This is a genomic window from Pseudomonas yamanorum, from assembly GCF_013386765.1.
Taxonomy (GTDB): domain Bacteria; phylum Pseudomonadota; class Gammaproteobacteria; order Pseudomonadales; family Pseudomonadaceae; genus Aquipseudomonas; species Aquipseudomonas yamanorum_A.
The window spans coordinates 47,806-69,338 of the sequence record NZ_JACARE010000007.1; the positions used below are offsets into that span (position 1 = coordinate 47,806).

At 60.3% G+C, this 21,533-nt stretch carries 20 protein-coding genes; 15 read left to right on the forward strand and 5 right to left on the reverse strand.

The genetic code is table 11. The features are described 5' to 3' along the window. The first annotated feature begins 219 nt into the window (after window positions 1-219). The 5 genes from HX875_RS04575 to ispD all read left to right on the forward strand — a co-directional run bounded on the left by HX875_RS04575 (window position 220) and on the right by ispD (window position 5,306). Window positions 220-1,851, forward strand: a complete 1,632-nt coding sequence (locus HX875_RS04575) for a CTP synthase (RefSeq protein ID WP_076015820.1) — start codon at window positions 220-222, stop codon at window positions 1,849-1,851. A 5-nt stretch (window positions 1,852-1,856) separates the two neighbouring features. Further along, complete coding sequence (kdsA, locus tag HX875_RS04580; protein ID WP_177042037.1) at window positions 1,857-2,702, forward strand: 3-deoxy-8-phosphooctulonate synthase; 846 nt, start codon at window positions 1,857-1,859, stop codon at window positions 2,700-2,702. Between the two features lie 157 nt (window positions 2,703-2,859). After that, entirely contained in the window at window positions 2,860-4,149 is a 1,290-nt protein-coding gene (gene eno / locus HX875_RS04585) for a phosphopyruvate hydratase (protein WP_177042039.1), read from the forward strand. A gap of 171 nt (window positions 4,150-4,320) precedes the next feature. After that, on the forward strand, window positions 4,321-4,599 hold the full coding sequence (ftsB, locus tag HX875_RS04590) for a cell division protein FtsB (RefSeq protein ID WP_003219292.1): 279 nt from the start codon (window positions 4,321-4,323) through the stop codon (window positions 4,597-4,599). Beyond that, window positions 4,596-5,306: a 2-C-methyl-D-erythritol 4-phosphate cytidylyltransferase gene (gene ispD / locus HX875_RS04595; protein WP_177042041.1), complete on the forward strand. Its 711-nt coding sequence runs from the start codon at window positions 4,596-4,598 to the stop codon at window positions 5,304-5,306. The genes ftsB and ispD overlap by 4 nt, the downstream gene beginning before the upstream one ends. Window position 5,307: 1 nt before the next feature. On the opposite strand, the gene HX875_RS04600 is transcribed toward ispD, so the two are convergent. Both HX875_RS04600 and HX875_RS04605 read right to left on the reverse strand, forming a co-directional pair. Then, complete coding sequence (locus tag HX875_RS04600; protein WP_177042043.1) at window positions 5,308-8,355, reverse strand: membrane-targeted effector domain-containing toxin; 3,048 nt, start codon at window positions 8,353-8,355, stop codon at window positions 5,308-5,310. 66 nt (window positions 8,356-8,421) lie between these two features. Beyond that, entirely contained in the window at window positions 8,422-9,321 is a 900-nt protein-coding gene (locus tag HX875_RS04605; RefSeq protein ID WP_177042045.1) for a LysR substrate-binding domain-containing protein, read from the reverse strand. 108 nt (window positions 9,322-9,429) lie between these two features. Here HX875_RS04605 and HX875_RS04610 point away from each other — a divergent pair, with 108 nt between their 5' ends. From HX875_RS04610 to rpoS, 8 genes are all read left to right on the forward strand, one after another. Then, window positions 9,430-10,542, forward strand: coding sequence for an S-(hydroxymethyl)glutathione dehydrogenase/class III alcohol dehydrogenase (locus tag HX875_RS04610; protein WP_010176741.1), 1,113 nt, complete (start codon window positions 9,430-9,432; stop codon window positions 10,540-10,542). Between the two features lie 8 nt (window positions 10,543-10,550). Continuing rightward, window positions 10,551-11,396 (forward strand): S-formylglutathione hydrolase, encoded by an 846-nt coding sequence (gene fghA / locus HX875_RS04615; RefSeq protein ID WP_177042047.1) that lies wholly within the window; start codon window positions 10,551-10,553, stop codon window positions 11,394-11,396. A 54-nt stretch (window positions 11,397-11,450) separates the two neighbouring features. After that, on the forward strand, window positions 11,451-11,924 hold the full coding sequence (ispF, locus tag HX875_RS04620) for a 2-C-methyl-D-erythritol 2,4-cyclodiphosphate synthase (RefSeq protein WP_010176739.1): 474 nt from the start codon (window positions 11,451-11,453) through the stop codon (window positions 11,922-11,924). Beyond that, entirely contained in the window at window positions 11,921-12,979 is a 1,059-nt protein-coding gene (gene truD, locus HX875_RS04625) for a tRNA pseudouridine(13) synthase TruD (protein ID WP_177042050.1), read from the forward strand. Before ispF ends, truD begins: the two co-directional genes overlap by 4 nt. Next, window positions 12,967-13,716, forward strand: coding sequence for a 5'/3'-nucleotidase SurE (gene surE / locus HX875_RS04630; protein WP_177042052.1), 750 nt, complete (start codon window positions 12,967-12,969; stop codon window positions 13,714-13,716). The genes truD and surE overlap by 13 nt, the downstream gene beginning before the upstream one ends. Window positions 13,717-13,757: 41 nt before the next feature. Further along, entirely contained in the window at window positions 13,758-14,393 is a 636-nt protein-coding gene (locus HX875_RS04635) for a protein-L-isoaspartate(D-aspartate) O-methyltransferase (protein ID WP_010176736.1), read from the forward strand. Between the two features lie 210 nt (window positions 14,394-14,603). Next, a complete protein-coding gene (locus tag HX875_RS04640; protein ID WP_177042053.1) occupies window positions 14,604-15,440 on the forward strand; it encodes a peptidoglycan DD-metalloendopeptidase family protein in 837 nt (278 codons plus the stop codon). Window positions 15,441-15,546: 106 nt separating this feature from the next. Further along, window positions 15,547-16,551: an RNA polymerase sigma factor RpoS gene (rpoS, locus tag HX875_RS04645; RefSeq protein WP_003219274.1), complete on the forward strand. Its 1,005-nt coding sequence runs from the start codon at window positions 15,547-15,549 to the stop codon at window positions 16,549-16,551. 233 nt (window positions 16,552-16,784) lie between these two features. Here rpoS and HX875_RS04650 read toward each other — a convergent pair whose 3' ends face one another. Continuing rightward, window positions 16,785-16,994, reverse strand: coding sequence for a cold-shock protein (locus HX875_RS04650; RefSeq protein ID WP_002554837.1), 210 nt, complete (start codon window positions 16,992-16,994; stop codon window positions 16,785-16,787). A gap of 378 nt (window positions 16,995-17,372) precedes the next feature. Between HX875_RS04650 and dcd the strand changes: the two genes are divergently transcribed. Next, window positions 17,373-17,939: a dCTP deaminase gene (gene dcd / locus HX875_RS04655; RefSeq protein WP_003219273.1), complete on the forward strand. Its 567-nt coding sequence runs from the start codon at window positions 17,373-17,375 to the stop codon at window positions 17,937-17,939. A gap of 107 nt (window positions 17,940-18,046) precedes the next feature. After that, on the forward strand, window positions 18,047-18,250 hold the full coding sequence (locus HX875_RS04660; RefSeq protein WP_003219272.1) for a hypothetical protein: 204 nt from the start codon (window positions 18,047-18,049) through the stop codon (window positions 18,248-18,250). Between the two features lie 32 nt (window positions 18,251-18,282). On the opposite strand, the gene pdeM is transcribed toward HX875_RS04660, so the two are convergent. Both pdeM and HX875_RS04670 read right to left on the reverse strand, forming a co-directional pair. Next, window positions 18,283-18,939, reverse strand: a complete 657-nt coding sequence (gene pdeM / locus HX875_RS04665) for a ligase-associated DNA damage response endonuclease PdeM (protein WP_177042055.1) — start codon at window positions 18,937-18,939, stop codon at window positions 18,283-18,285. Continuing rightward, window positions 18,939-21,416 (reverse strand): ligase-associated DNA damage response DEXH box helicase, encoded by a 2,478-nt coding sequence (locus tag HX875_RS04670; protein ID WP_177042057.1) that lies wholly within the window; start codon window positions 21,414-21,416, stop codon window positions 18,939-18,941. The genes pdeM and HX875_RS04670 overlap by 1 nt, the downstream gene beginning before the upstream one ends. Window positions 21,417-21,533 lie beyond the last annotated feature (117 nt).

A 21,533-nucleotide genomic window follows, 5' to 3' on the forward strand; every position in this document is an offset into this window, starting at 1 on the left:
CCTGAATCGCAGGAGTTGCCGATTACCAAGCAGTCTTTGCTGGGCGATTCCAAAAAATGTGTAGCGATCAACGTACCGGTGTTTCATTGCTGGTCTGTCACAACGCGGCGGTTTTTTTGAAAGGTGCACTGTGATTAATGCAGGTGATCGGGGGCTTCGGCCTTCCTTCGCTTTCCCCGGCGGCTCGGACCGCTTTAACGCAGACTTCTAGGGTTTTTCATGACGCGCTACATATTCGTCACGGGCGGTGTTGTTTCTTCATTGGGGAAAGGCATTGCCTCCGCTTCATTGGCGGCCATCCTGGAGGCGCGGGGACTTAAGGTCACCATGCTCAAGCTGGACCCGTACATCAACGTTGACCCGGGCACCATGAGCCCGTTCCAGCACGGTGAAGTGTTCGTCACCCACGACGGCGCCGAGACCGACCTGGACCTGGGCCACTACGAGCGGTTCATCCGCACGACCATGACCCAGAACAACAACTTCACCACCGGCCGTGTCTACGAGCACGTGCTGCGCAAGGAGCGCCGTGGTGACTACCTGGGTGCAACCATCCAGGTGATCCCGCACATCACCGACGAAATCAAGCGCCGCATCATCAAGGGTGCAGGCGATGCCGACGTGGCAATGGTCGAGATCGGTGGCACCGTGGGTGACATCGAATCCCAGCCGTTCCTCGAAGCCATCCGCCAGTTGCGTTTCGAAGTCGGAGCCAAGCGCGCGATGCTGATGCACCTGACACTGGTGCCGTACATCGCCACCGCCGGCGAAACCAAAACCAAGCCTACCCAGCACTCGGTCAAGGAACTGCGTTCCATCGGCCTGCAGCCGGACGTGCTGGTATGCCGCTCCGACCACGCGATCGACATCGCGTCCCGTCGCAAGATCGCCCAGTTCACCAACGTTGAAGAACGTGCGGTGATCGCCCTGGAAGACGCCGACACCATCTACAAGATCCCGGGCATCCTGCATTCCCAGGGCCTGGATGACTTTGTTGTCGAGCGTTTCGGCCTGCAGTGTGGCGGCGCCGATCTGTCCGAGTGGGAAGCCGTGGTCGACGCCAAGCTCAACCCTGAGCATGAAGTCACCATCGCCATGGTCGGCAAGTACATGGAACTGCTGGACGCCTACAAGTCGCTGATCGAAGCGATGAGCCACGCGGGCATCAGCAACCGTACCAAGGTCAACCTGCGCTACATCGACTCCGAAGACATCGAGAACCAGGGCACTGCGCTGCTGGAAGGCGTTGACGCCATCCTGGTTCCGGGCGGCTTCGGCCTGCGTGGCGTGGAAGGCAAGATCACTGCCGTCCAGTACGCTCGTGAGAACAAGGTGCCGTACCTGGGCATCTGCCTGGGCATGCAAGTGGCGGTCATCGAGTTCGCCCGTAACGTGATGGGCTGGAAAGACGCCAACTCCACCGAGTTCGATCGCACCAGCGGCCACCCGGTCGTGGGCCTGATCACCGAGTGGGAAGATGCCACCGGCGCCGTCGAAACCCGTACCGAAACCTCCGACCTGGGCGGCACCATGCGCCTCGGCGCGCAGGATTGCCTGCTGGAGCCGGGCTCGCTGGTTCACGATTGCTACGGCAAGGACGTGATCGTCGAGCGTCACCGTCACCGCTATGAAGTGAACAACAACCTGCTGCCGAAAATCATGGAAGCCGGCCTGAAAATCTCCGGTCGTTCAGGTGATGGCGCGCTGGTTGAAGTGGTTGAAGCACCGGATCATCCATGGTTCGTGGCGTGCCAGTTCCACCCGGAGTTCACATCGACCCCGCGCGACGGTCACCCGTTGTTCAGCGGCTTCGTCAAAGCAGCACTGACGCAACATCAGAAGAAGGCGTAAACCTGATGGCCCAGAAGATCATTCGCGTAGGCGACATCGAGATTGCCAACGACAAGCCCATGGTGCTGTTCGGCGGCATGAACGTGCTGGAAAGCCGCGACATGGCGATGCAGGTCTGCGAAGAGTACGTGAAGGTGACCGAGAAACTCGGTATCCCTTACGTGTTCAAGGCCAGCTTCGACAAGGCCAACCGTTCGTCCGTGACCTCCTACCGCGGCCCGGGCCTTGAAGAAGGCATGCGGATCTTCCAGGACATCAAGCAAGCCTTCGGCGTGCCGATCATCACCGACGTCCACGAGCCGGAACAGGCTGCCGTGGTCGCCGAGGTGTGCGACATCATCCAGCTGCCGGCCTTCCTGTCGCGCCAGACCGACCTCGTGGTCGCCATGGCCAAGACCGGCGCTGTGATCAATATCAAGAAGGCCCAGTTCCTCGCGCCCCAGGAAATGAAACACATCCTGAACAAGTGCGTGGAAGCGGGTAACGACCAGTTGATCCTCTGCGAGCGTGGTTCGAGCTTCGGCTACAACAACCTCGTGGTGGACATGCTCGGTTTCGGCATCATGAAACAGTTCGAATACCCGGTGTTCTTCGACGTGACCCACGCGCTGCAAATGCCCGGTGGTCGTGCCGATTCCGCTGGCGGGCGCCGTGCCCAGGTACTGGACCTGGCCAAGGCCGGCATCAGCCAGTCCCTGGCGGGCCTGTTCCTGGAAGCCCACCCGGATCCGGACAACGCCAAGTGCGACGGCCCATGCGCCCTGCGCCTGGACAAGCTTGAGCCATTCCTGGCCCAGTTGAAGCAGTTGGACGACCTGGTCAAGAGTTTTCCAGTCGTCGAAACCGCGTAATATCGGCGAACCTAATTCTGTAGGAGCCGGCTTGCCGGCGATGGCATCCTCAAAAACGCCATCGCCGGCAAGCCGGCTCCTACAAAGCAGCAATGTGCGCGACAAGTTAAATCGAGCGGTATAGAGCGTTTTCGTCAACTTTGGAGTGTTTACAACAATGGCAAAAATCGTCGACATCAAAGGTCGTGAAGTTCTCGACTCCCGTGGCAACCCTACCGTCGAAGCCGACGTGCTTCTCGATAACGGCATCATCGGCAGCGCCTGCGCGCCGTCCGGTGCTTCCACAGGTTCCCGCGAAGCGCTGGAACTGCGTGATGGCGACAAGAGCCGTTACCTGGGCAAGGGTGTACTCAAGGCAGTCGCCAACATCAATGGCCCGATCCGTGACCTGCTGCTGGGCAAGGACCCGCTTGACCAGAAAGCCCTCGATCACGCGATGATCAAGCTCGACGGTACCGAAAACAAAGGCAGCCTGGGCGCCAACGCCATCCTCGCCGTGTCCCTGGCCGCTGCCAAGGCCGCTGCACAGGACCAGGACCTGCCGCTGTACGCCCACATCGCCAACCTGAACGGCACTCCGGGTGTCTACTCGATGCCGGTGCCGATGATGAACATCATCAACGGTGGCGAGCACGCCGATAACAACGTCGACATCCAGGAATTCATGGTGCAGCCGGTTGGCGCCAAGACCTTCTCCGAAGGCCTGCGCATGGGCACCGAGATTTTCCACCACCTCAAGGCTGTGCTGAAGGCCCGTGGCCTGAGCACTGCGGTGGGTGACGAAGGTGGTTTCGCACCGAACCTGGCGTCCAACGAAGATGCACTGAAAGTGATCTCCGAAGCCGTGGCCAACGCTGGCTACAAGCTGGGCACCGACGTGACCCTGGCCCTGGACTGCGCGGCCAGCGAATTCTACGAAGACGGCAAGTACAACCTGTCCGGTGAAGGCCACGTGTTCACCTCCGAAGGTTTTGCCGACTACCTGAAGGGCCTGACTGAACGCTACCCGATCATCTCCGTTGAAGATGGCCTGGACGAGTCCGACTGGGCTGGCTGGAAAATCCTCACCGACAAGATCGGCGAGAAAATCCAACTGGTGGGCGACGACCTGTTCGTGACCAACACCAAGATCCTGAAAGAAGGCATCGACAAAAAGATCGCCAACTCGATCCTGATCAAGTTCAACCAGATCGGCACCCTGACCGAAACCCTGGAAGCCATCCAGATGGCCAAGGCAGCGGGCTACACCGCCGTGATCTCCCACCGCTCCGGCGAAACCGAAGATTCGACCATTGCCGACCTGGCCGTGGGCACTTCGGCCGGGCAGATCAAGACCGGTTCCCTGTGCCGTTCCGATCGCGTTTCCAAGTACAACCAATTGCTGCGTATCGAAGAGCAACTGGGCGGCAAAGCCAAATACAACGGTCGCAGCGAGTTTCGCGGCTGATTGTTAAATGGTAAAAGGTCAGCGGATTACGTCGGAAAAATCACGACAGCGTGAATTTCGACGCTAATCTCATGACTAACAAGCACGAGCCTGGTTTTTCCAGGCTTCGTGCTATCAGTTGCTGCAAAAGTTTTGCATGGCTGTCTTTTTTCACTGGATACCCGATATTCGATGCGCAGTCCCAATTGGTTGTTCCTCGTCTTGCTCTTGCTGCTGGCTGGCCTGCAGTACCGCCTTTGGGTGGGGAATGGCAGCTTGGCGCAGGTCACCGAACTGACCCAGCAAATTGCCGCACAGCACGCCGAAAACGAGGTGCTGCTGGAGCGCAATCGCGTGCTCGATGCCGAAGTACTTGAACTGAAGAAAGGCATGGAGACCGTTGAAGAACGGGCTCGTCACGAGTTGGGCATGGTCAAGGAGGGCGAGACCCTCTACCAGTTGGCCCAATGAGTATTTCGTCACCGGCCTTCTGGGCCGTGATTCCTGCCGCGGGCGTTGGTGCCCGTATGGCTGCGGACCGTCCCAAGCAGTACCTGCAACTGGGCGGCCGGACTATTCTTGAACACAGCCTTGGCTGTTTCCTCGACCACCCTGACCTCAAGGGGCTGGTGGTCAGTGTTGCTGTCGACGACCCTTACTGGCCAACCCTGGCCTGCGCCACCGACCCGCGCATCGTGCGTGTGGACGGCGGTGAAGAGCGCTCGGGTTCTGTACTTAACGCCTTGCTGTACCTGCATGGCCAGGGCGCCGGCGATGATGACTGGGTGCTGGTGCACGATGCGGCCCGGCCCAACCTCAATCGCGACGACCTCGACAAACTGCTGTTTGAGCTCGCCAACGATCCCGTCGGCGGTCTGCTGGCGGTGCCTGCGCGGGATACCCTCAAGCGTGCCGACAAGCATGGCCGGGTGCTGGAAACCGTTGATCGCAGCGAAATCTGGCAGGCCTACACACCGCAGATGTTTCGCCTGGGCGCCCTGCATCGGGCCCTGGCCGACAGCCTGGTGTCGGACGTGGTCATCACCGACGAAGCCTCCGCCATGGAATGGGCCGGGCACGCGCCGCGCCTGATCGAAGGCCGTTCCGACAATATCAAGGTCACTCGCCCCGAGGACCTTGAATGGCTGCGCCAGCGCCGAGCCAGCCAGCCCAGATGATTCAGCCGGCTACCTGCTCCACACCGGGCCGGGCTTTCAGTGCATCAACCAAGGCCTGCACACTGCGGAAATGTTTCTGATCGATCGACCAGCCCGGCACGCTGATTGAAAAGAGCGCGCCGGTTTGATTGATCGTGATGGTCTGGATGTTGCCCCGCCGGGACCGGTAGAGAATCTGCGCCGACGTTGTGGGCGTGGCCGCCGAGAGCAGGAACTGCGCTGGTTTTGTCAGTTGTGTCTCAGGTGTCTTCAGCACCAGGCTGTGTGACGGCCCCGGCGTTTCTTGGGCTGGCCTGCGCAATGACGCGGTATCAACCCGCAATACAAAATTCGCCTTGACCGTCGCCTCGCCCCGGCCGATTCCCATGCTGGAGGTCTGCCCCGGATCAGCCATAATCCCCTGCTGTAGCCCGGGCCGGACATCCTCTATCCGCAGACCGATGCTGCCCGTCAACTCTGCCAGCCCCGGGACTCCCCGATAATTGTTGGTATGGCTGTCACCCACGAATGCGATCCACTTTCCCGGATGGCGCTTGGTGGTCTGGATCCATTGAATCACTTCGGTTGCGTAGAAATTCATCATTCGCTGACGAAGTGTGCCAGCGGTATCTGGCATGTCCCGGATCATGTAACTGACGGTGCAATCGATGGGTTGTACCTTGATGCCGGCCTCCCTGGCTTTGATTACGATATTTTGAAACGTGTAATAGCTATCGCGCAAAGGTGGGTAGATGCCCTTCAGGTAATTTTTCAGCTCATCGGGCATGCGCGCCGACCGGGAACGGTAGAACAGCTTGAGCAACGGCGTATGAATGTCCGTCAGCAAATGCTCGAAATAGATCCGCTTTACCCCGACTCGCGCCAGCTCCTGCATGTTATCGACCAGAAACGCCTTGCTTGACACCGCGCCGTGGGTTTCGCCCACCACCAGGCCATCGCTTGCACCGAACAGTTTGTGGATGATGCTGGTCTGGGATTCGTCGAGGCTGAACGTCGGTAGTACCGGCCGGAGAGGGGAGAGCGTTCGGTTATTAAAAAACTCGGTGGAGTCCTGGGCCAATTTACCTCTCTTTTCAAAGAACAGGTTGCGGGTATCCCGTAGCGCTTGTTGCCGGCTTCCAAGGGGTTCGAAGTCTGCGGAGAACGAATTGTTGTCGCTCATCATGTTCGCCACGGCATCGCGCAACGGTGCCGGCATTTCATAGGCGTTGAAAAAGGTGGAATGGTCGGGGCCGCCAAAAAACCGGTAGATACGTTGCCAGCCATTGCGAAACGCACCGCCTCCGCTCAGTCCGACGCGCCGCCATCGCCGGTCGGCACTTTGTATGGCGTAGAGCCCGGTCGCCTGGATTTTTCCGGGGAGCACAGGATCGGTCATGAACAGTTCGAAAAAACCGCCCTCATTGGGAGTGCTGTAGGTCAAGAACGGGTCGCCGTTGATCTTTACGGTCTGCAGGCCTGTGGGCGCCGGCGGGGGCAGTTTGGCCGGTGCCCATCCCTCATCTGTTGCAGGCGTTGAGCCGGTGGTGGTGATACTGACTTTGATGTTGCCGTTGCTCTCTCTGGACGCCTTGCCCAGTTGCCTGCGCAGGCTGTTGAGGCTGGCTGCCTGGGTCGTGAGGCCGTGAATCGTCACCGGCATCGCATTCAGGGCGCCGAAGATGATGCGTTCCGTACCTTTTGGTTTGTCTCTGAGCACGTCGTCGGCGCCAATCGCCATCTCGGTGAGGCCTTGGGTCAGAAAGCAGAATTCCGCCAACAGTGCCGAGCGCATTGCCAGTGCCAGGGGGAGTGCCAGCAGGCAGCCTTTTTCCAGGCTGTCGAGGGTGTTGGCCTTGCGGGTGTCGAGGGGGGACACGATGGTGCTCGCCATCAGCTTGCTGATGCGTGCTTTCACCTGGCGAGTCACGTAGTCGAACGGGTCGCCGCTGAGTGGCGGGTACATGGGGTTGTTGATGTATTGCGCGGGATCCCAATAGGCGTCCGGCAGCAGTTTGTTGAACAGCCCGGACGCCGGGGCCGGGCCGGGAAAAGCGCTCATGCCGATCAACGCTTCCTCGACACCGCTGTAGATCAGGCCGGAGTCGACGGTGTCGGGGTCGAAATGGTTGGTCAGGGCTTTGCGCTGAGTGGCATCTTTGGCCACGCTCACCACCTTTGCGCGCATGGAGGCCGGATTGGTATAGCCGTGGAAGGGCGACGAGTTGCCCGGAATGTAGAGCAGGGTGATTTGGCTCTGGTTGTCGGTGATGGTGAGGATGTCGGTGGCTTCGCTGTTGTGAATACGCAGCAGCCGCAGAGAGATGCCGGCGTCCGGGACGTAGGGCGCCTGCATGTCCTCGAGGGTCAGGTTGCTGAAGTCTTTCTCGACCGCTACGCCGGCCGCCCGTGCTGCCAGTTGGCGCTCTTCAACGGTAAGGCTGAACTCTTCGAACTGAATCAGGTAGGCCTCGATAAAGGCGATGCGCATCAGGGTTTTATAGTTTTCCTGATGCTTGTCCCAGAAAGCCAGGATGGCATTGTTGTAAGCCTCTTCAAAATTGCTCGATTGCACGGCGACGCGAAAGGTTTGAGGCGAGATGTCCAGCTGTGTATCCGGGCCATACACCTGCGGCAGGCTGCGCAGGTAAATGGCTTCATAACGTTGCGGGGGGATCCAGCCGCTGGTGATGAACTCGTCGTTGAATACCGCCGGGATCCGGTTATCCATCAGGCGCGGCAACTCGGGAACGATGTTGAAATACGGCGCGGTCATGGAGTACTCGGTGATGTTGACCAGCCCGCCGGGGGCCACTGGCGCATTGGTGATCAGCGCCTCGGTCAACGTCATTGACTGCACAATCGCGCCGGTGAATGGCGCGTCGGGGTTGTCGGTGTTGTATTCGATTGTGGTCAGCAGGGTGTTGTCCGGGTCCAGTTCTTCGCTGCAGAACGGCTGGGCCCGTTCGCGAATCAGGTTGGCGGCAATTTCGCCGGGAACCGGGAAGTCGGCCAGTACTTTGTGAATAAAGTGGTTGGTGCGTTGGATCTGCGGGGTGTTAGTGCTCATCTGCTTGCCTTGTGGCAGTGGAAACTGCGGGTATTTGCAGGCAAGCGGGTACTGGTCGGGTGTTACTTATCTGGGGGTGTACACCGGGTTTTTAGCAAGCCCGTCCTTAAGGAAATCCACTAGCTTTCGCACTTTTGGCGACAGATGACGCTGTTGCGGATACAGCGCCCACACGGCGGTATTCGGCGGCTGGTGAGCCTCAAGCAACGACACCAGGGCGCCGCTGTTCAGATGCTCCAGCACGTAGTAGTCGGGCAACTGACACAACCCCACACCTTGTAACGCGGCATCGAGCACCGCTTGCCCACTGTTGCAGCGCCAATTGCCCTGTACGCGTTGGGAAAATTCCCGCCCGTCCTGCTCCAGTTGCCAGATGTCGGAGCTGCCGATCAGGCAGTTATGCCGGCTCAATTCCGACAGGCTGTGTGGGCGACCATACCGTTCAAGGTAGGAGGGCGATGCGCAGAGGTACATGCGTCGTGGCGCCAGGCGGCTGGCCACCATGCGTGAGTCGGAAAGCCGCCCCAGGCGGATGGCCAGGTCCAGGCCTTCATGCACCAGGTCCAGTTGGCGGTTGCTCAGTTCCACGTCCACCCGCAGTTGCGGATACAGCCCCATGAAGCGCGTTACCAGCGGCACGATAAACCGTTCGCCATATGCCACTGCGCAGGTCATGCGCAGCATGCCTTTGGGCTCGCTTGCCAGGTCGCCCACGGCGCGCAGGGCCTCCTCGCGGCCATCCTGCAGGCGCTGGCAGTGCTGCAAAAACGTCTGGCCGGCCTCCGTCAGCGTCACCCGACGGGTACTGCGATACAGCAGTCGCGTTTGCAGTCGCTCTTCCAGCCGTGCCACCTGGCGGCTGATATGGGAGGACGAAACCCCGAGACGCTCCGCTGCCGCCGTGAATTGGCAGCATTCAGCCACGGCGACGAATTCGTCGATGCCTTCCCAGCGGTTTTCCAGCATGAGGATTATCCCTGTACGGCAATAATGTTTTGCTTTGGTCTGGATTATTAATCAACCAGCCATGTTTTACACTGTCGGTCTTACGTTTTTAATCCATGGAGAAACCGGATGATCAAGTCCCGCGCGGCCGTAGCCTTCGAAGCCAAGAAGCCCCTTGAGATCGTTGAAGTGGATGTGGCCATGCCCAAGGCTGGCGAAGTGTTGCTGCGGGTGGTGGCCTCCGGTGTCTGCCATACCGACGCCTACACCCTGTCGGGCGCCGACCCGGAAGGCATCTTCCCGTCGATCCTCGGCCATGAAGGTGGTGCGGTGGTGGAAGCCATCGGTGAAGGCGTGACCTCGGTGGCGGTGGGCGACCATGTGATCCCGCTGTACACCCCGGAATGCGGCAAATGCAAATTCTGCCTGTCGGGCAAGACCAACCTCTGCCAGGCGATTCGCGCCACCCAGGGCAAAGGCCTGATGCCCGACGGTACTTCGCGCTTTTCCTACAAGGGCCAGCCGATTTTCCACTACATGGGCACCTCGACCTTCTCCGAATACACCGTGCTGCCGGAAATCTCCGTAGCCAAGATCCCCAAAGAAGCGCCGCTGGAAAAAGTCTGCCTGCTGGGCTGTGGCGTCACCACCGGCATCGGTGCGGTGATCAACACCGCCAAGGTCAAGCCGGGCGACACCGTGGCCATCTTCGGCCTGGGCGGTATCGGCCTGTCGGCGGTGATCGGCGCGGTAAAAGCCAAGGCCGGTCGCATCATCGCCATCGACATCAACCCGGCCAAGTTTGAAATCGCCAAGCAACTGGGCGCCACCGACTGCATCAACCCGAAAGACTACGACCGCCCGATCCAGGACGTGATCGTTGATCTGACCGACGGCGGCGTCGACTTTTCCTTCGAATGCATCGGCAACGTCCAACTGATGCGTGCGGCCCTGGAGTGCTGCCACAAGGGTTGGGGCGAGTCGGTGATCATCGGCGTGGCCGGTGCCGGCCAGGAAATCGCTACCCGTCCGTTCCAGCTGGTGACCGGTCGAGTCTGGCGCGGTTCGGCGTTTGGTGGTGTGCGCGGTCGCAGCGAATTGCCAAGCTACGTGGAAATGGCCCAGACCGGCGAAATCCCGCTGGATACCTTCATCACCCACACCATGGGCCTGGAAGATATCAACAAGGCGTTTGACCTGATGCATGAAGGCAAGAGCATCCGTACCGTCATTCACTTCTGAGGTCGGCCATGAGTCTGGAAAACCTGTCATGCCAGAAAAGCTTCGGCGGCTGGCACAAACGCTACAAGCACCATTCTGATGTGCTGGGCTGCGACATGACCTTCGCCGTGTACCTGCCGCCGCAAGCGGAGCAGGGCGGCAAGTTGCCGGTGCTGTACTGGCTGTCGGGGCTGACCTGCACCGATGAGAACTTCATGCAGAAGGCTGGCGCCCAGCGCATGGCGGCCGAACTGGGGTTGATCATCGTGGCGCCTGACACCAGCCCGCGCGGGCCCGGGGTGCCGGGTGACCCGGACAACGCCTGGGACTTCGGCCTCGGCGCCGGCTTTTACCTGAATGCCACCCAGGAACCCTGGGCCCAGCACTATCGGATGCATGACTACGTGGTGCAGGAATTGCCGGCATTGGTCGAAGCGCATTTCCCGGCTTCGGCCAAGCGCGGGATCAGCGGCCACTCCATGGGCGGTCACGGCGCGCTGGTGTGTGCCTTGCGCAACCCGGGGCGTTATCAGTCGGTGTCGGCCTTCTCGCCGATCAACAATCCGATGGATTGCCCGTGGGGCCAGAAGGCGTTCTCCCGCTACCTCGGCGAAGAACGCTCGAAGTGGCGCGAATGGGATGCCTGCGTGTTGATCAGCGAAGCCTCGGAAAAGCTGCCGCTGCTGGTGGACCAGGGCGATCGCGACGATTTCCTCGCGGTGCAGCTCAAGCCGCAAGCCTTGCAGCAAGCGGCCAAGGCGGCCAACCATCCGCTGGAGCTGCGCCTGCAACCGGGCTATGACCACAGCTACTTCTTTATCGCCAGCTTTATCGAAGACCATTTACGCCATCACGCACGCGCTTTGCTCGGTTAATGTGAGGCAAAAGTAGGTAGAATCACGCCCTGAATTAAATCGGGGCGTTTTTTTATGCGTATTGGCCACGGCTATGATGTGCACCGTTTCGCCGAAGGCGATTTCATCACCCTGGGCGGCGTGCGGATCGCGCACCACCATGGGTTGCTGGCTCATTCCGACGGCGACGTTGTGCTGCATGCCTTGAGCGATGCCTTGCTCGGCGCCGCTGCGTTGGGCGACATCGGCAAACACTTTCCGGACACCGACCCCACTTTCAAGGGCGCGGACAGCCGCGTGCTGCTGCGTCATGTGGTTGGTTTGATCCACGCCAAGGGCTGGAAGGTCGGCAACGTCGACAACACCATCGTTGCCCAGGCGCCGAAAATGGCCCCGCATATCGAATCGATGCGCGCGCTGATTGCCGCGGATCTTCAAGTTGAGTTGGATCAAGTGAACGTAAAAGCCACCACCACCGAAAAGCTCGGGTTTACCGGTCGCGAAGAGGGCATTGCGGTGCATTCCGTTGCCTTGTTGCTGCGCGCATGAATGATCTGCAACTGCTGGGCCCGCGTGCCTATGGCGACGCCTTGGGCAGCGCCGTCCTGAAGGCCACCGCCGAAGACTTCCAGGTGGATGAAGTGCTGGACATCCCGCTGAGCGGCGAGGGTGAACACCTGTGGTTATGGGTGGAAAAGCGCGGCCTGAATACCGAGGAAGCGGCGCGGCGGATTGCCAAGGCGGCGGGCGTGCCGTTGCGCACCGTCAGCTACGCCGGGCTCAAGGACCGCCAGGCGCTGACCCGCCAGTGGTTCAGCGTGCAATTGCCGGGCAAGGCTGATCCGGACCTGAGTGGGGCGGAAAACGACACCCTGAAGATCCTCAAGACCGGCCGCCACAAGCGCAAGCTGCAGCGCGGCGCCCATTCGGCCAACGGCTTTACCTTGCGCCTGACCCAGTTTGCCGGTGATGCCGCGGCCATCGACGCGCGCCTGCAACTGATCGCCAAGCAGGGCATTCCCAACTATTTCGGCGCCCAGCGTTTCGGCCATAACGGCGGCAACGTCGTCGATGCCCGCGACTGGGCGGCGCGCAAGGCCTTGCCGGAGCAGCGCAACGTGCGTTCGCGCCTGCTCTCGACGGCGCGCAGCTTCCTGTTCAATAAAGTGCTGGCGGCGCGAGTGGCCGACGGTTCCTGGCAGCGCGCCCAGGTCGGCGATCTGCTGGCGTTTACCGACAGCCGCAGCTTTTTCCCGGCCGGGGAGACTGAATGCAGCGACCCGCGCCTGGCCATCCTCGACCTGCATCCCACCGGCCCGCAATGGGGCGAAGGTGATTCGCCGGCGTCGGGGGCGACCTTCGCTCTGGAACAGGCGATTGCCGACGGTGAAGCCGACCTGCGGGATTGGCTGGTGAATGCCGGCATGAGCCAGGAACGTCGCATTCTTCGACTGCCCATTGGCGGGTTGACGTGGCATTATCCCGAGTCTGACATTCTGCAATTGGAATTCGTCCTGCCGGCTGGATGCTTCGCTACCGTATTGGTGCGCGAGCTTGTAGATCTGGTGCCGGTGGGGCAGACGGACAGCCCATGCGTATTCTGATATCTAACGACGACGGGGTCACTGCACCCGGCCTTGCCGCGCTTCATGCTGCGCTGGCGGATTACGCCGAGTGTGTGGTGGTTGCCCCCGACCAGGACAAAAGCGGCGCCAGCAGCTCGCTGACGCTCGACCGTCCGTTGCACGTACAGACGTTGCCCAACGGCTTTATCAGCGTGAACGGCACGCCGACGGATTGCGTGCACCTGGCGATCAACAGCCTGCTGGAGCGTGAGCCTGACCTGGTGGTTTCCGGGATCAACCTGGGGGCCAACCTGGGAGATGACGTGTTGTACTCCGGCACTGTGGCAGCAGCCCTTGAGGGGCGCTTCCTAGGTCGGACTTCGTTCGCCTTTTCGTTTGCTTCCCGTCAATTGGACAACCTGGCGACCGCGGCGTATTTCGCCCGCAAGCTGGTGGAAGCCCATGACACCCTGGTGTTGCCGCCGCGTACGGTGCTCAACGTCAATATCCCCAACCTGCCCCTGGACCACATTCGCGGCATCCAGTTGACCCGCCTGGGCCATCGCGCCCGTGCGGCAGCGCCGTTGAAGGTGGTCGATCCGCGTGGCCGTGAAGGTTATTGGATCGCCGCTGCCGGCGATGCCGAGGACGGTGGCGAGGGCACGGACTTTCATGCGGTGATGCAAGGCTATGTCTCGATTACCCCGTTGCAACTCGATCGCACCTTCAGTGATGCCTTCAGTAGCCTCGATGGCTGGCTGGAGGGGCTGCGCTGATGGCTCGTGAACAAGACGACCTGCTGCGCCGGGGCATCGGGATGACCTCCCAGCGCACCCGCGAGCGTTTGATCCAGCGCCTGTATGAAGAGGGGCTGTCCAACGCCCAGGTGCTGGAGGTGATCCGGCGTACCCCACGGCACCTGTTTGTCGATGAAGCCCTGGCGCACCGCGCTTATGAAGACACGGCGCTGCCAATTGGCCACAACCAGACCATCTCCCAGCCTTATATGGTGGCGCGGATGAGTGAGTTGCTGCTGGCGGCCGGCCCGCTGGACAAGGTGCTCGAAATCGGCACCGGTTCCGGCTACCAGACGGCCGTGTTGTCACAACTGGTAGAGCGGGTGTTTTCCGTGGAGCGCATCAAGGTTCTGCAGGACCGGGCCAAGGAGCGCCTGGTGGAGCTGAACCTGCGCAACGTGGTGTTCCGCTGGGGCGATGGCTGGGAAGGCTGGCCGGCGCTGGCGCCGTACAACGGCATCATCGTCACCGCCGTGGCGACCGACGTGCCCCAGGCTTTGCTCGACCAATTGGCTCCCGGCGGGCGCCTGGTGATTCCGGTGGGCTCCGGCGAAGTGCAACAATTAATGTTGATCATTCGTGAGGAAGAAGGCTTTTCCCGGCATGTGCTCGGTGCGGTGCGTTTTGTTCCGTTGCTTAACGGTCCGCTGGCCTGATCAATTATTCCTGCGTACTGAATTCTATTGCCGGCTATGTGTCTTACAGCGGGGTCTATGGAGTCAACATAGTCAGCCGCCGGGACTTGGCATGATGAAATTTTCTTTAGAATCGTGTTTCCAGTAAAAGTCCAACGGGCAGTTATACTTGCGTCATATTTCAAGCCTGATACAGGCGTTCATAGTCAGCCACCACAAAGGGAGCGGCGGGTGAGTCTCACGGTCATTGCACAGCGTATGAGTCAAACAAGCTTTCAGCGACTGGTGATTGGCCTTGTCTTGAGTTCCTTGCTGGCGGCTTGCTCAAGCACGCCATCCGGTGGTGCCCGAGTGGTCGACCGCAATAATGCGGTCCCGCAAAAACCTACCGTAACCACCGGGCAATATGTGGTGCGCAAGGGCGATACGATGTTCTCGATTGCCTTCCGTTATGGGTGGGATTACAAGGCGCTCGCGGCTCGTAACAATATTCCTGTGCCCTATACGATACATCCGGGCCAGACCATCCGTTTCGATGGGCGAACCGGTTCAGCACCGACTGCTGTCGTCACAAATACGGCCTCGTCGCCGTCTTCTTCAAGCAAAACTACAATCATCACCCGGCCTGCAGGCACCGCCGCGCCTGGGGTTGCGAGCAAACCGGCACCCGCGCCGCTGCCGCCTGCCGGGCCTGCTCCTACCGGTTGGGGATGGCCCTCAAATGGCATCCTTATTGGAAAATTCTCTTCAAACGGTAGTTTGAATAAAGGCATTGATATCGCCGGGGATTTGGGACAGCCTGTTTTAGCTGCGTCTGATGGGACAGTGGTGTACGCCGGGAGTGGTTTACGGGGCTACGGCGAGCTGGTCATCATCAAACACAGCGATACCTACGTCAGTGCCTACGGTCATAACCGCAGGCTGTTGGTTCGGGAGGGGCAGCAGGTCAAAGTCGGACAGACAATTGCCGAAATGGGGTCAACTGGTACAGACCGGGTGAAACTGCACTTTGAGATTCGCCGCCAAGGGAAGCCTGTTGATCCGCTGCAATTCCTTCCCCGTCGTTGATGTGTTGCACAGCCTGTTCCCTCACGTAGAAGGAACAGGCTCCAGCGTTGCCAAGGATAAAGGCGTCGCTTGAGCTTGAGGTCGAACTCACCAAAGGACTATAACAATGGCTCTCAGTAAAGAAGCGCCGGAGTTTGACATCGACGATGAGGTTCTCCTTATGGAGACTGTCATCGATACGGAATCGATGTCGAATGAGGGACCTGCTGTACCTTCAGTTCGCACCAAGTCCAAAAACTCCACCGCGTTAAAGCAACACAAATATATTGATTACACGCGGGCGCTCGACGCGACCCAGCTGTACCTCAATGAAATCGGCTTTTCCCCTCTGCTCACTCCCGAAGAAGAAGTCCATTTTGCGCGCTTGTCGCAAAAGGGTGATCCGGCTGGGCGCAAGCGCATGATTGAAAGCAACCTGCGACTGGTGGTGAAAATCGCCCGACGCTACGTCAATCGTGGGTTGTCCCTGTTGGACTTGATCGAGGAGGGCAATCTCGGCCTGATCCGAGCGGTGGAGAAGTTTGACCCTGAGCGGGGTTTTCGCTTTTCAACCTACGCCACCTGGTGGATTCGTCAAACCATCGAACGGGCGATCATGAATCAAACCCGTACGATCCGGTTGCCGATCCATGTGGTCAAGGAGCTCAACGTCTACCTGCGGGCGGCGCGTGAGCTGACACAAAAACTCGATCATGAACCTTCGCCTGAAGAAATCGCCAACCTGCTGGAAAAACCGGTGGGAGAGGTCAAGCGTATGCTCGGCCTCAATGAGCGGGTGTCTTCAGTCGATGTCTCGCTGGGTCCGGATTCGGATAAAACCCTGCTGGACACCCTCACCGATGATCGCCCTACAGACCCTTGTGAGTTGCTGCAGGACGACGATCTGTCGCAAAGCATCGACCAGTGGCTTTCGGAGTTGACGGACAAACAGCGTGAGGTGGTGATTCGCCGCTTCGGGCTGCGCGGCCACGAAAGCAGTACCCTGGAGGATGTTGGCCTGGAGATCGGCCTGACCCGTGAGCGGGTTCGGCAGATCCAGGTAGAGGGCCTCAAGCGCTTGCGCGAGATCCTGGAGAAGAATGGCTTGTCGAGTGAGTCGTTGTTTCAATAACGGCCTGTAAGGCAGCTATAAAAAACGCCCGGTGCATGTGAATGCGCCGGGCGTTTTGCTTTGGGGGGTGCGCGTAGCAGCTGTCGAGCGCCAGCGAGGCTGCGTCCGGCCTCAACTCGGTGTCGCGCCCTACGCAGCCTCACTGGCGCTCGACAGTTGCTACGATAGCCAAATCCCAGGCACAAAAAAGCCCCGCTTTTAAGGGCGGGGCTTTTCGACTAAATCAGTACAAGTTAGATAACTTGAACTTCTTCAGCTTGCATGCCTTTCTGACCGCGGGTAGCGATGAAAGAAACCTGTTGGCCTTCTTTCAGGCTTTTGAAGCCGTCGGATTGGATAGCTTTGAAGTGAACGAACAGGTCGTCACCGGATTGTGGAGTGATGAAGCCGAAGCCTTTTTCATCGTTGAACCACTTAACGGTACCAGTTTGGCGATTAGACATGGTGTATCTCCTTGGACAAAGTTAACTGCGACTCAGGAAAAGCCCTGGCCGAGACTGAGTGCAAAGAGCAGGAAAAATTCTTGGAGATGGTTGGATCGAAATTCAACATATCGTGTAGAGATTCTCAGTGACACAAGCAGCACAGTGGCGCCACCTTAACCCTTTTTCCGGAACGTGCCAATGGTATTTCCGAAGGTTTCTCTATTTTCGTGACTGGCGGCAGCCTGATACCGCACCAACGCTCCACAATTGAAGGTGCGCCCCGCCCAGCAGGGGCTGCACGGCACCAAGAAAAACAGCCGCCCCTTTGAACCACGGGGCCAGCCCCGGTAAGATGCCCAACAGAATTTTTTCACCTCGCTATTCAGGACACCCGCCATGAGCATCAAATCGGACAAGTGGATTCGCCGCATGGCGCAAGAGCACGGCATGATCGAGCCCTTCGTGGAGCGCCAGATGCGCGGCGAAGGCGCTGAGCGGCTGATCTCGTTCGGGGTTTCCAGCTACGGCTACGATGTACGTTGCGCCGATGAGTTCAAGGTGTTCACCAACATCAACTCGGCAACCGTCGATCCGAAAAACTTCGACGAAAAGAGCTTCGTCGACGTCAAGAGCGACGTCTGCATCATCCCGCCAAACTCCTTTGCCCTGGCGCGCACCGTCGAGTTCTTCCGTATCCCGCGCAACGTCCTGACTATCTGCCTCGGTAAAAGCACCTACGCGCGCTGCGGCATCATCGTCAACGTGACGCCGCTCGAGCCGGAATGGGAAGGGCACGTCACCCTCGAGTTCTCCAACACCACCACCTTGCCGGCAAAAATCTACGCCAACGAAGGCGTGGCACAGATGCTGTTCTTCGAATCCGACGAAGAGTGCGAAGTGTCCTATAAGGACCGTGGCGGCAAGTATCAGGGCCAGCGTGGCGTCACTCTCCCACGCACCTGATCGAATCGTCTTACAGGCTAAGGGAATTTGTCAGCGGGCAGACACTCTATTGGGTGTACTGCCCCGTCGCGTGCACAACGCGCCGGGCCACGCTTGAGGAGTCCCCTATGAAGCTCGATCCGCGAATCAGCGCCGAACTCGCCCGGCTTGAACCCAATCAGATTGGCGTGATGGCCTGGTCCTTGATGGCCGATCCCGCCGCAGGCGGCATTCCCGGCCAGCCCGGCCCCGATGATCCCTGGCCCAACCAGCCTGAAGAACCCGGTGAGCCAACCCTCCCTGACGAACCGCCTCCCGCCCCTGTGGCCTGATTTCCTGCAGCCGTTGCCTGATGGTCAGTGGCTCAATGCACTGGCCATACTTCATGGTCCCCGATCACAAAGACCTGGCTGTCTTCCTCCATCGTCACGCAATAACCCCCGGTAAACGCGCCGAACGCCGGCAACAGGCTGACCTCGGCGCCGAGCTGGAAGCACGGCAGGCGCAAGCTTTGCCGGCCCTTGCCCCGCAAGCGATAGACCGGGTGCACGTGCCCGGCCAGTACATGGTGGCTGACATGGGCCTGCGGTTCGTGTTGCAGCGCAAACGGGCCCATCAGCAGGGGCTCGGTGACCACCTCAATGTTCAGATCGCCAGGCGGGTCGCCAGCGCGTTTGTCGTGGTTGCCGCGAATCAGCGTCAGTGACAGATCGGAATGGCGCTCACGCCAGGCTCTCAGGGCGTTCAGGGTGCCGCTGGCGTGGGAGCCGGGCCCGTGGAGAAAGTCGCCGAGAAAGATCACCTGCTCACAGGGATAGGCTGCCAACAGTCGGTCCAGGCGTTGCAGGTTGTCCGTCGTCGTGCCCTGCGGCACCGGCTGGCCCAGGCTGCGATAGGCCGACGCCTTGCCAAAATGCGCATCGGCGATCAGCAGGCACTTTCTCGCGGGCCAATACACAGCCTTGTCCGCCAGCAACCACAGCGTTTCTTCCGCCAGATGTATCGGGTAATGAACGGGCATCAGTTTTTCCCGTTATCGGCGACTTTTTCCAGATCCTTGACCATCCGTGCGATGCGCTCCGAGAGTTTTTCCGAGCTCAGGCTTTCCCGAAAACGCTCTACCAATAGCGGGAACGCCAGTGGTGTAGGCCGTTTGATCTGATGCAGGTCCAGTTTCAACCCTGACAAGTGGCGCAACGTCTCTTCCAGCCGACGAATATCCAGCTCTTCGCGCAGGACTTCTTCCCCGGCCTGGGCCAGCAACAGGTTCTTCGGGTCGTATTGCTTGAATACCTCAAAGAACAACCCGCTGGAGGCCTGCACCTGCCGCGTACTTTTCGGCGCGCCCGGGTAGCCGGCGAACACCAGCCCGGCGATCCGCGCGATCTCACGAAAGCGCCGCAGCGCCAGTTCACCGGCATTCAGGCTCGCCACGACGTCATCCAGCAGATGCTCCGCCGTGAACAATTCCCCGCTTAATAGCGCCGGCCAATCCACCTCGGTTGCACTCAGTAGCTCCAACCCATAGTCATTCACCGCGATCGAAAACGTCACCGCCTGCTGCCGGCTGACCCGCCACGCCAGCAGGCTTGCCAGCCCCAGATGCACCTGGCGCCCGGCGAACGGGTACAGGAACAGGTGCCAGCCCTCCCGGGACTTGAGCGCCTCGGCCAGCAGATGCTCGCGAGTGGGCAGCCCGGACCAGCGCAACTGGGTTTCCAGCAACGGTTGCACCGCGTGCATCTCCGGGCCGAGGAAACGCCCGTGGGCGGCCGCATCAAAGCGCTCGACCACCGCCTGGGCCAGCTCGTTGGAAAGTGGCATGCGCCCGCCGTTCCAGCGTGGTACGGCGGCCTTTTTTGCGGTACTGCGCTTCACATAAGCGGTCATGTTTTCCACCCGTACCAATTCCAGCAAGCGCCCAGCGAACAGGAAGCCATCCCCCGGCTTCAATCGCGCAATAAACCCTTCCTCGACACTGCCCAGGGTCTTGCCACCGCCGCCCTTGCTCCAGAATTTCAGCTGGATACTGGCGTCGCTGACGATCGTCCCCACGCTCATCCGATGGCGCCGGGCCAGCCGGGCATCGGGGACGCGCCAGATGCCGTGTTCGTCCGGCTCGACCCGGCGGTAATCCGGGTAGGCCGTCAGCGACAGGCCACCATGGCGCACGAAACCCAGGGCCCAGGCCCAATCCGCGTCGCTCAGGTCGCGATAGGCCCAGGCGCTGCGGACTTCCTCCAGCAACGCATCCGGCACAAAACCGCCGCCCAGCGCCATGCTCACCAAATGTTGTACCAGCACATCCAACGGCTTGTGGGGCGACTGACGGGCTTCGATGCGCCGTTCAGCGATGGCGTCCTGGGCGGCAGCGGCTTCCACCAGCTCCAGGCTGTGGGTCGGCACCAGCGTCACTCGCGACGGCCGGCCTGGGGCATGGCCGGAGCGCCCGGCGCGTTGCATCAGGCGGGCTACGCCCTTGGCCGAGCCGATTTGCAGTACCCGTTCCACTGGCAAGAAATCCACCCCCAGGTCCAGGCTCGACGTACACACCACGGCCTTCAGTTGCCCGTCTTTCAGGGCTCGCTCTACCCAATCGCGGGTTTCCCGGGACAGCGAACCGTGGTGCAGGGCAATCAGCCCGGCCCAGTCGGGGCGAGCGTCAAGCAACGCCTGGTACCAGATTTCCGATTGCGCCCGGGTGTTGGTAAACACCAGGCAACTGCTGCTGGCGTCGACCTCGGCCACCACTTGCGGCAGCATCTTCAGGCCGATATGGCCGGCCCATGGAAAACGCTCGATCACTGGTGGCAACAGCGTATCGACCTGCAACAGCTTGGCGGTTTGCCCCTGCACGTTGATCCCGCCGCCTTGTGGGATCAACACCTCCAGCGCGTGAGCCTGGTTACCCAGGGTTGCGGAAATGCCCCACACAATCAGCGCTGGGTGCCATTGCCGCAGGCGGGCGAGGGCGAGTTGTAGCTGTACGCCGCGTTTGTTGCCGATCAGTTCGTGCCATTCGTCCACGACTACCATGCGCAGATGGGACAGGCTGACCTCGCTGTCGGCGCGGGCGAGCATCAGCGTGAGGCTTTCCGGGGTGGTGATCAGGGTGGTGGGCAGGCGGCGGCTTTGGCGGGCGCGCTCGCTGCTGCTGGTGTCGCCGGTGCGCAGCCCGACGGTCCAGGGGATGCTCAGGGATTGGAGCGGTGCTTCAAGGGCGCGGGCAGTGTCTGCGGCCAGGGCGCGCATGGGGGTGATCCACAGGACGGTCAGCGGTTCGGCGGGGGCTTTGCGTTTGCGGGGAGTGTCTTCGGTGATGGCGAAGCGGTTGAGGGCGGCGAACCACAGTGCGTAGGTTTTCCCGGCGCCGGTGCTGGCGTGGAGCAGTCCTGACTGGCCTTGCTTGACTGCGTTCCATAAGTCTTTCTGGAAGGCGAACGGTTTCCAGCCTTTGGCGGCGAACCAGTCTTTGGCGAAGTTGCTGGATTTGGCCATGCTTGGGGCTCTGGGGGGGTATTTCAGAGACCTTTGTTGGGGGGGAAAGGTTTAACGAATGTTGGGGGCATATCCGTTGCTGCGGTAACGGCTTCCTATGGTTTCGCTCTTACAGCG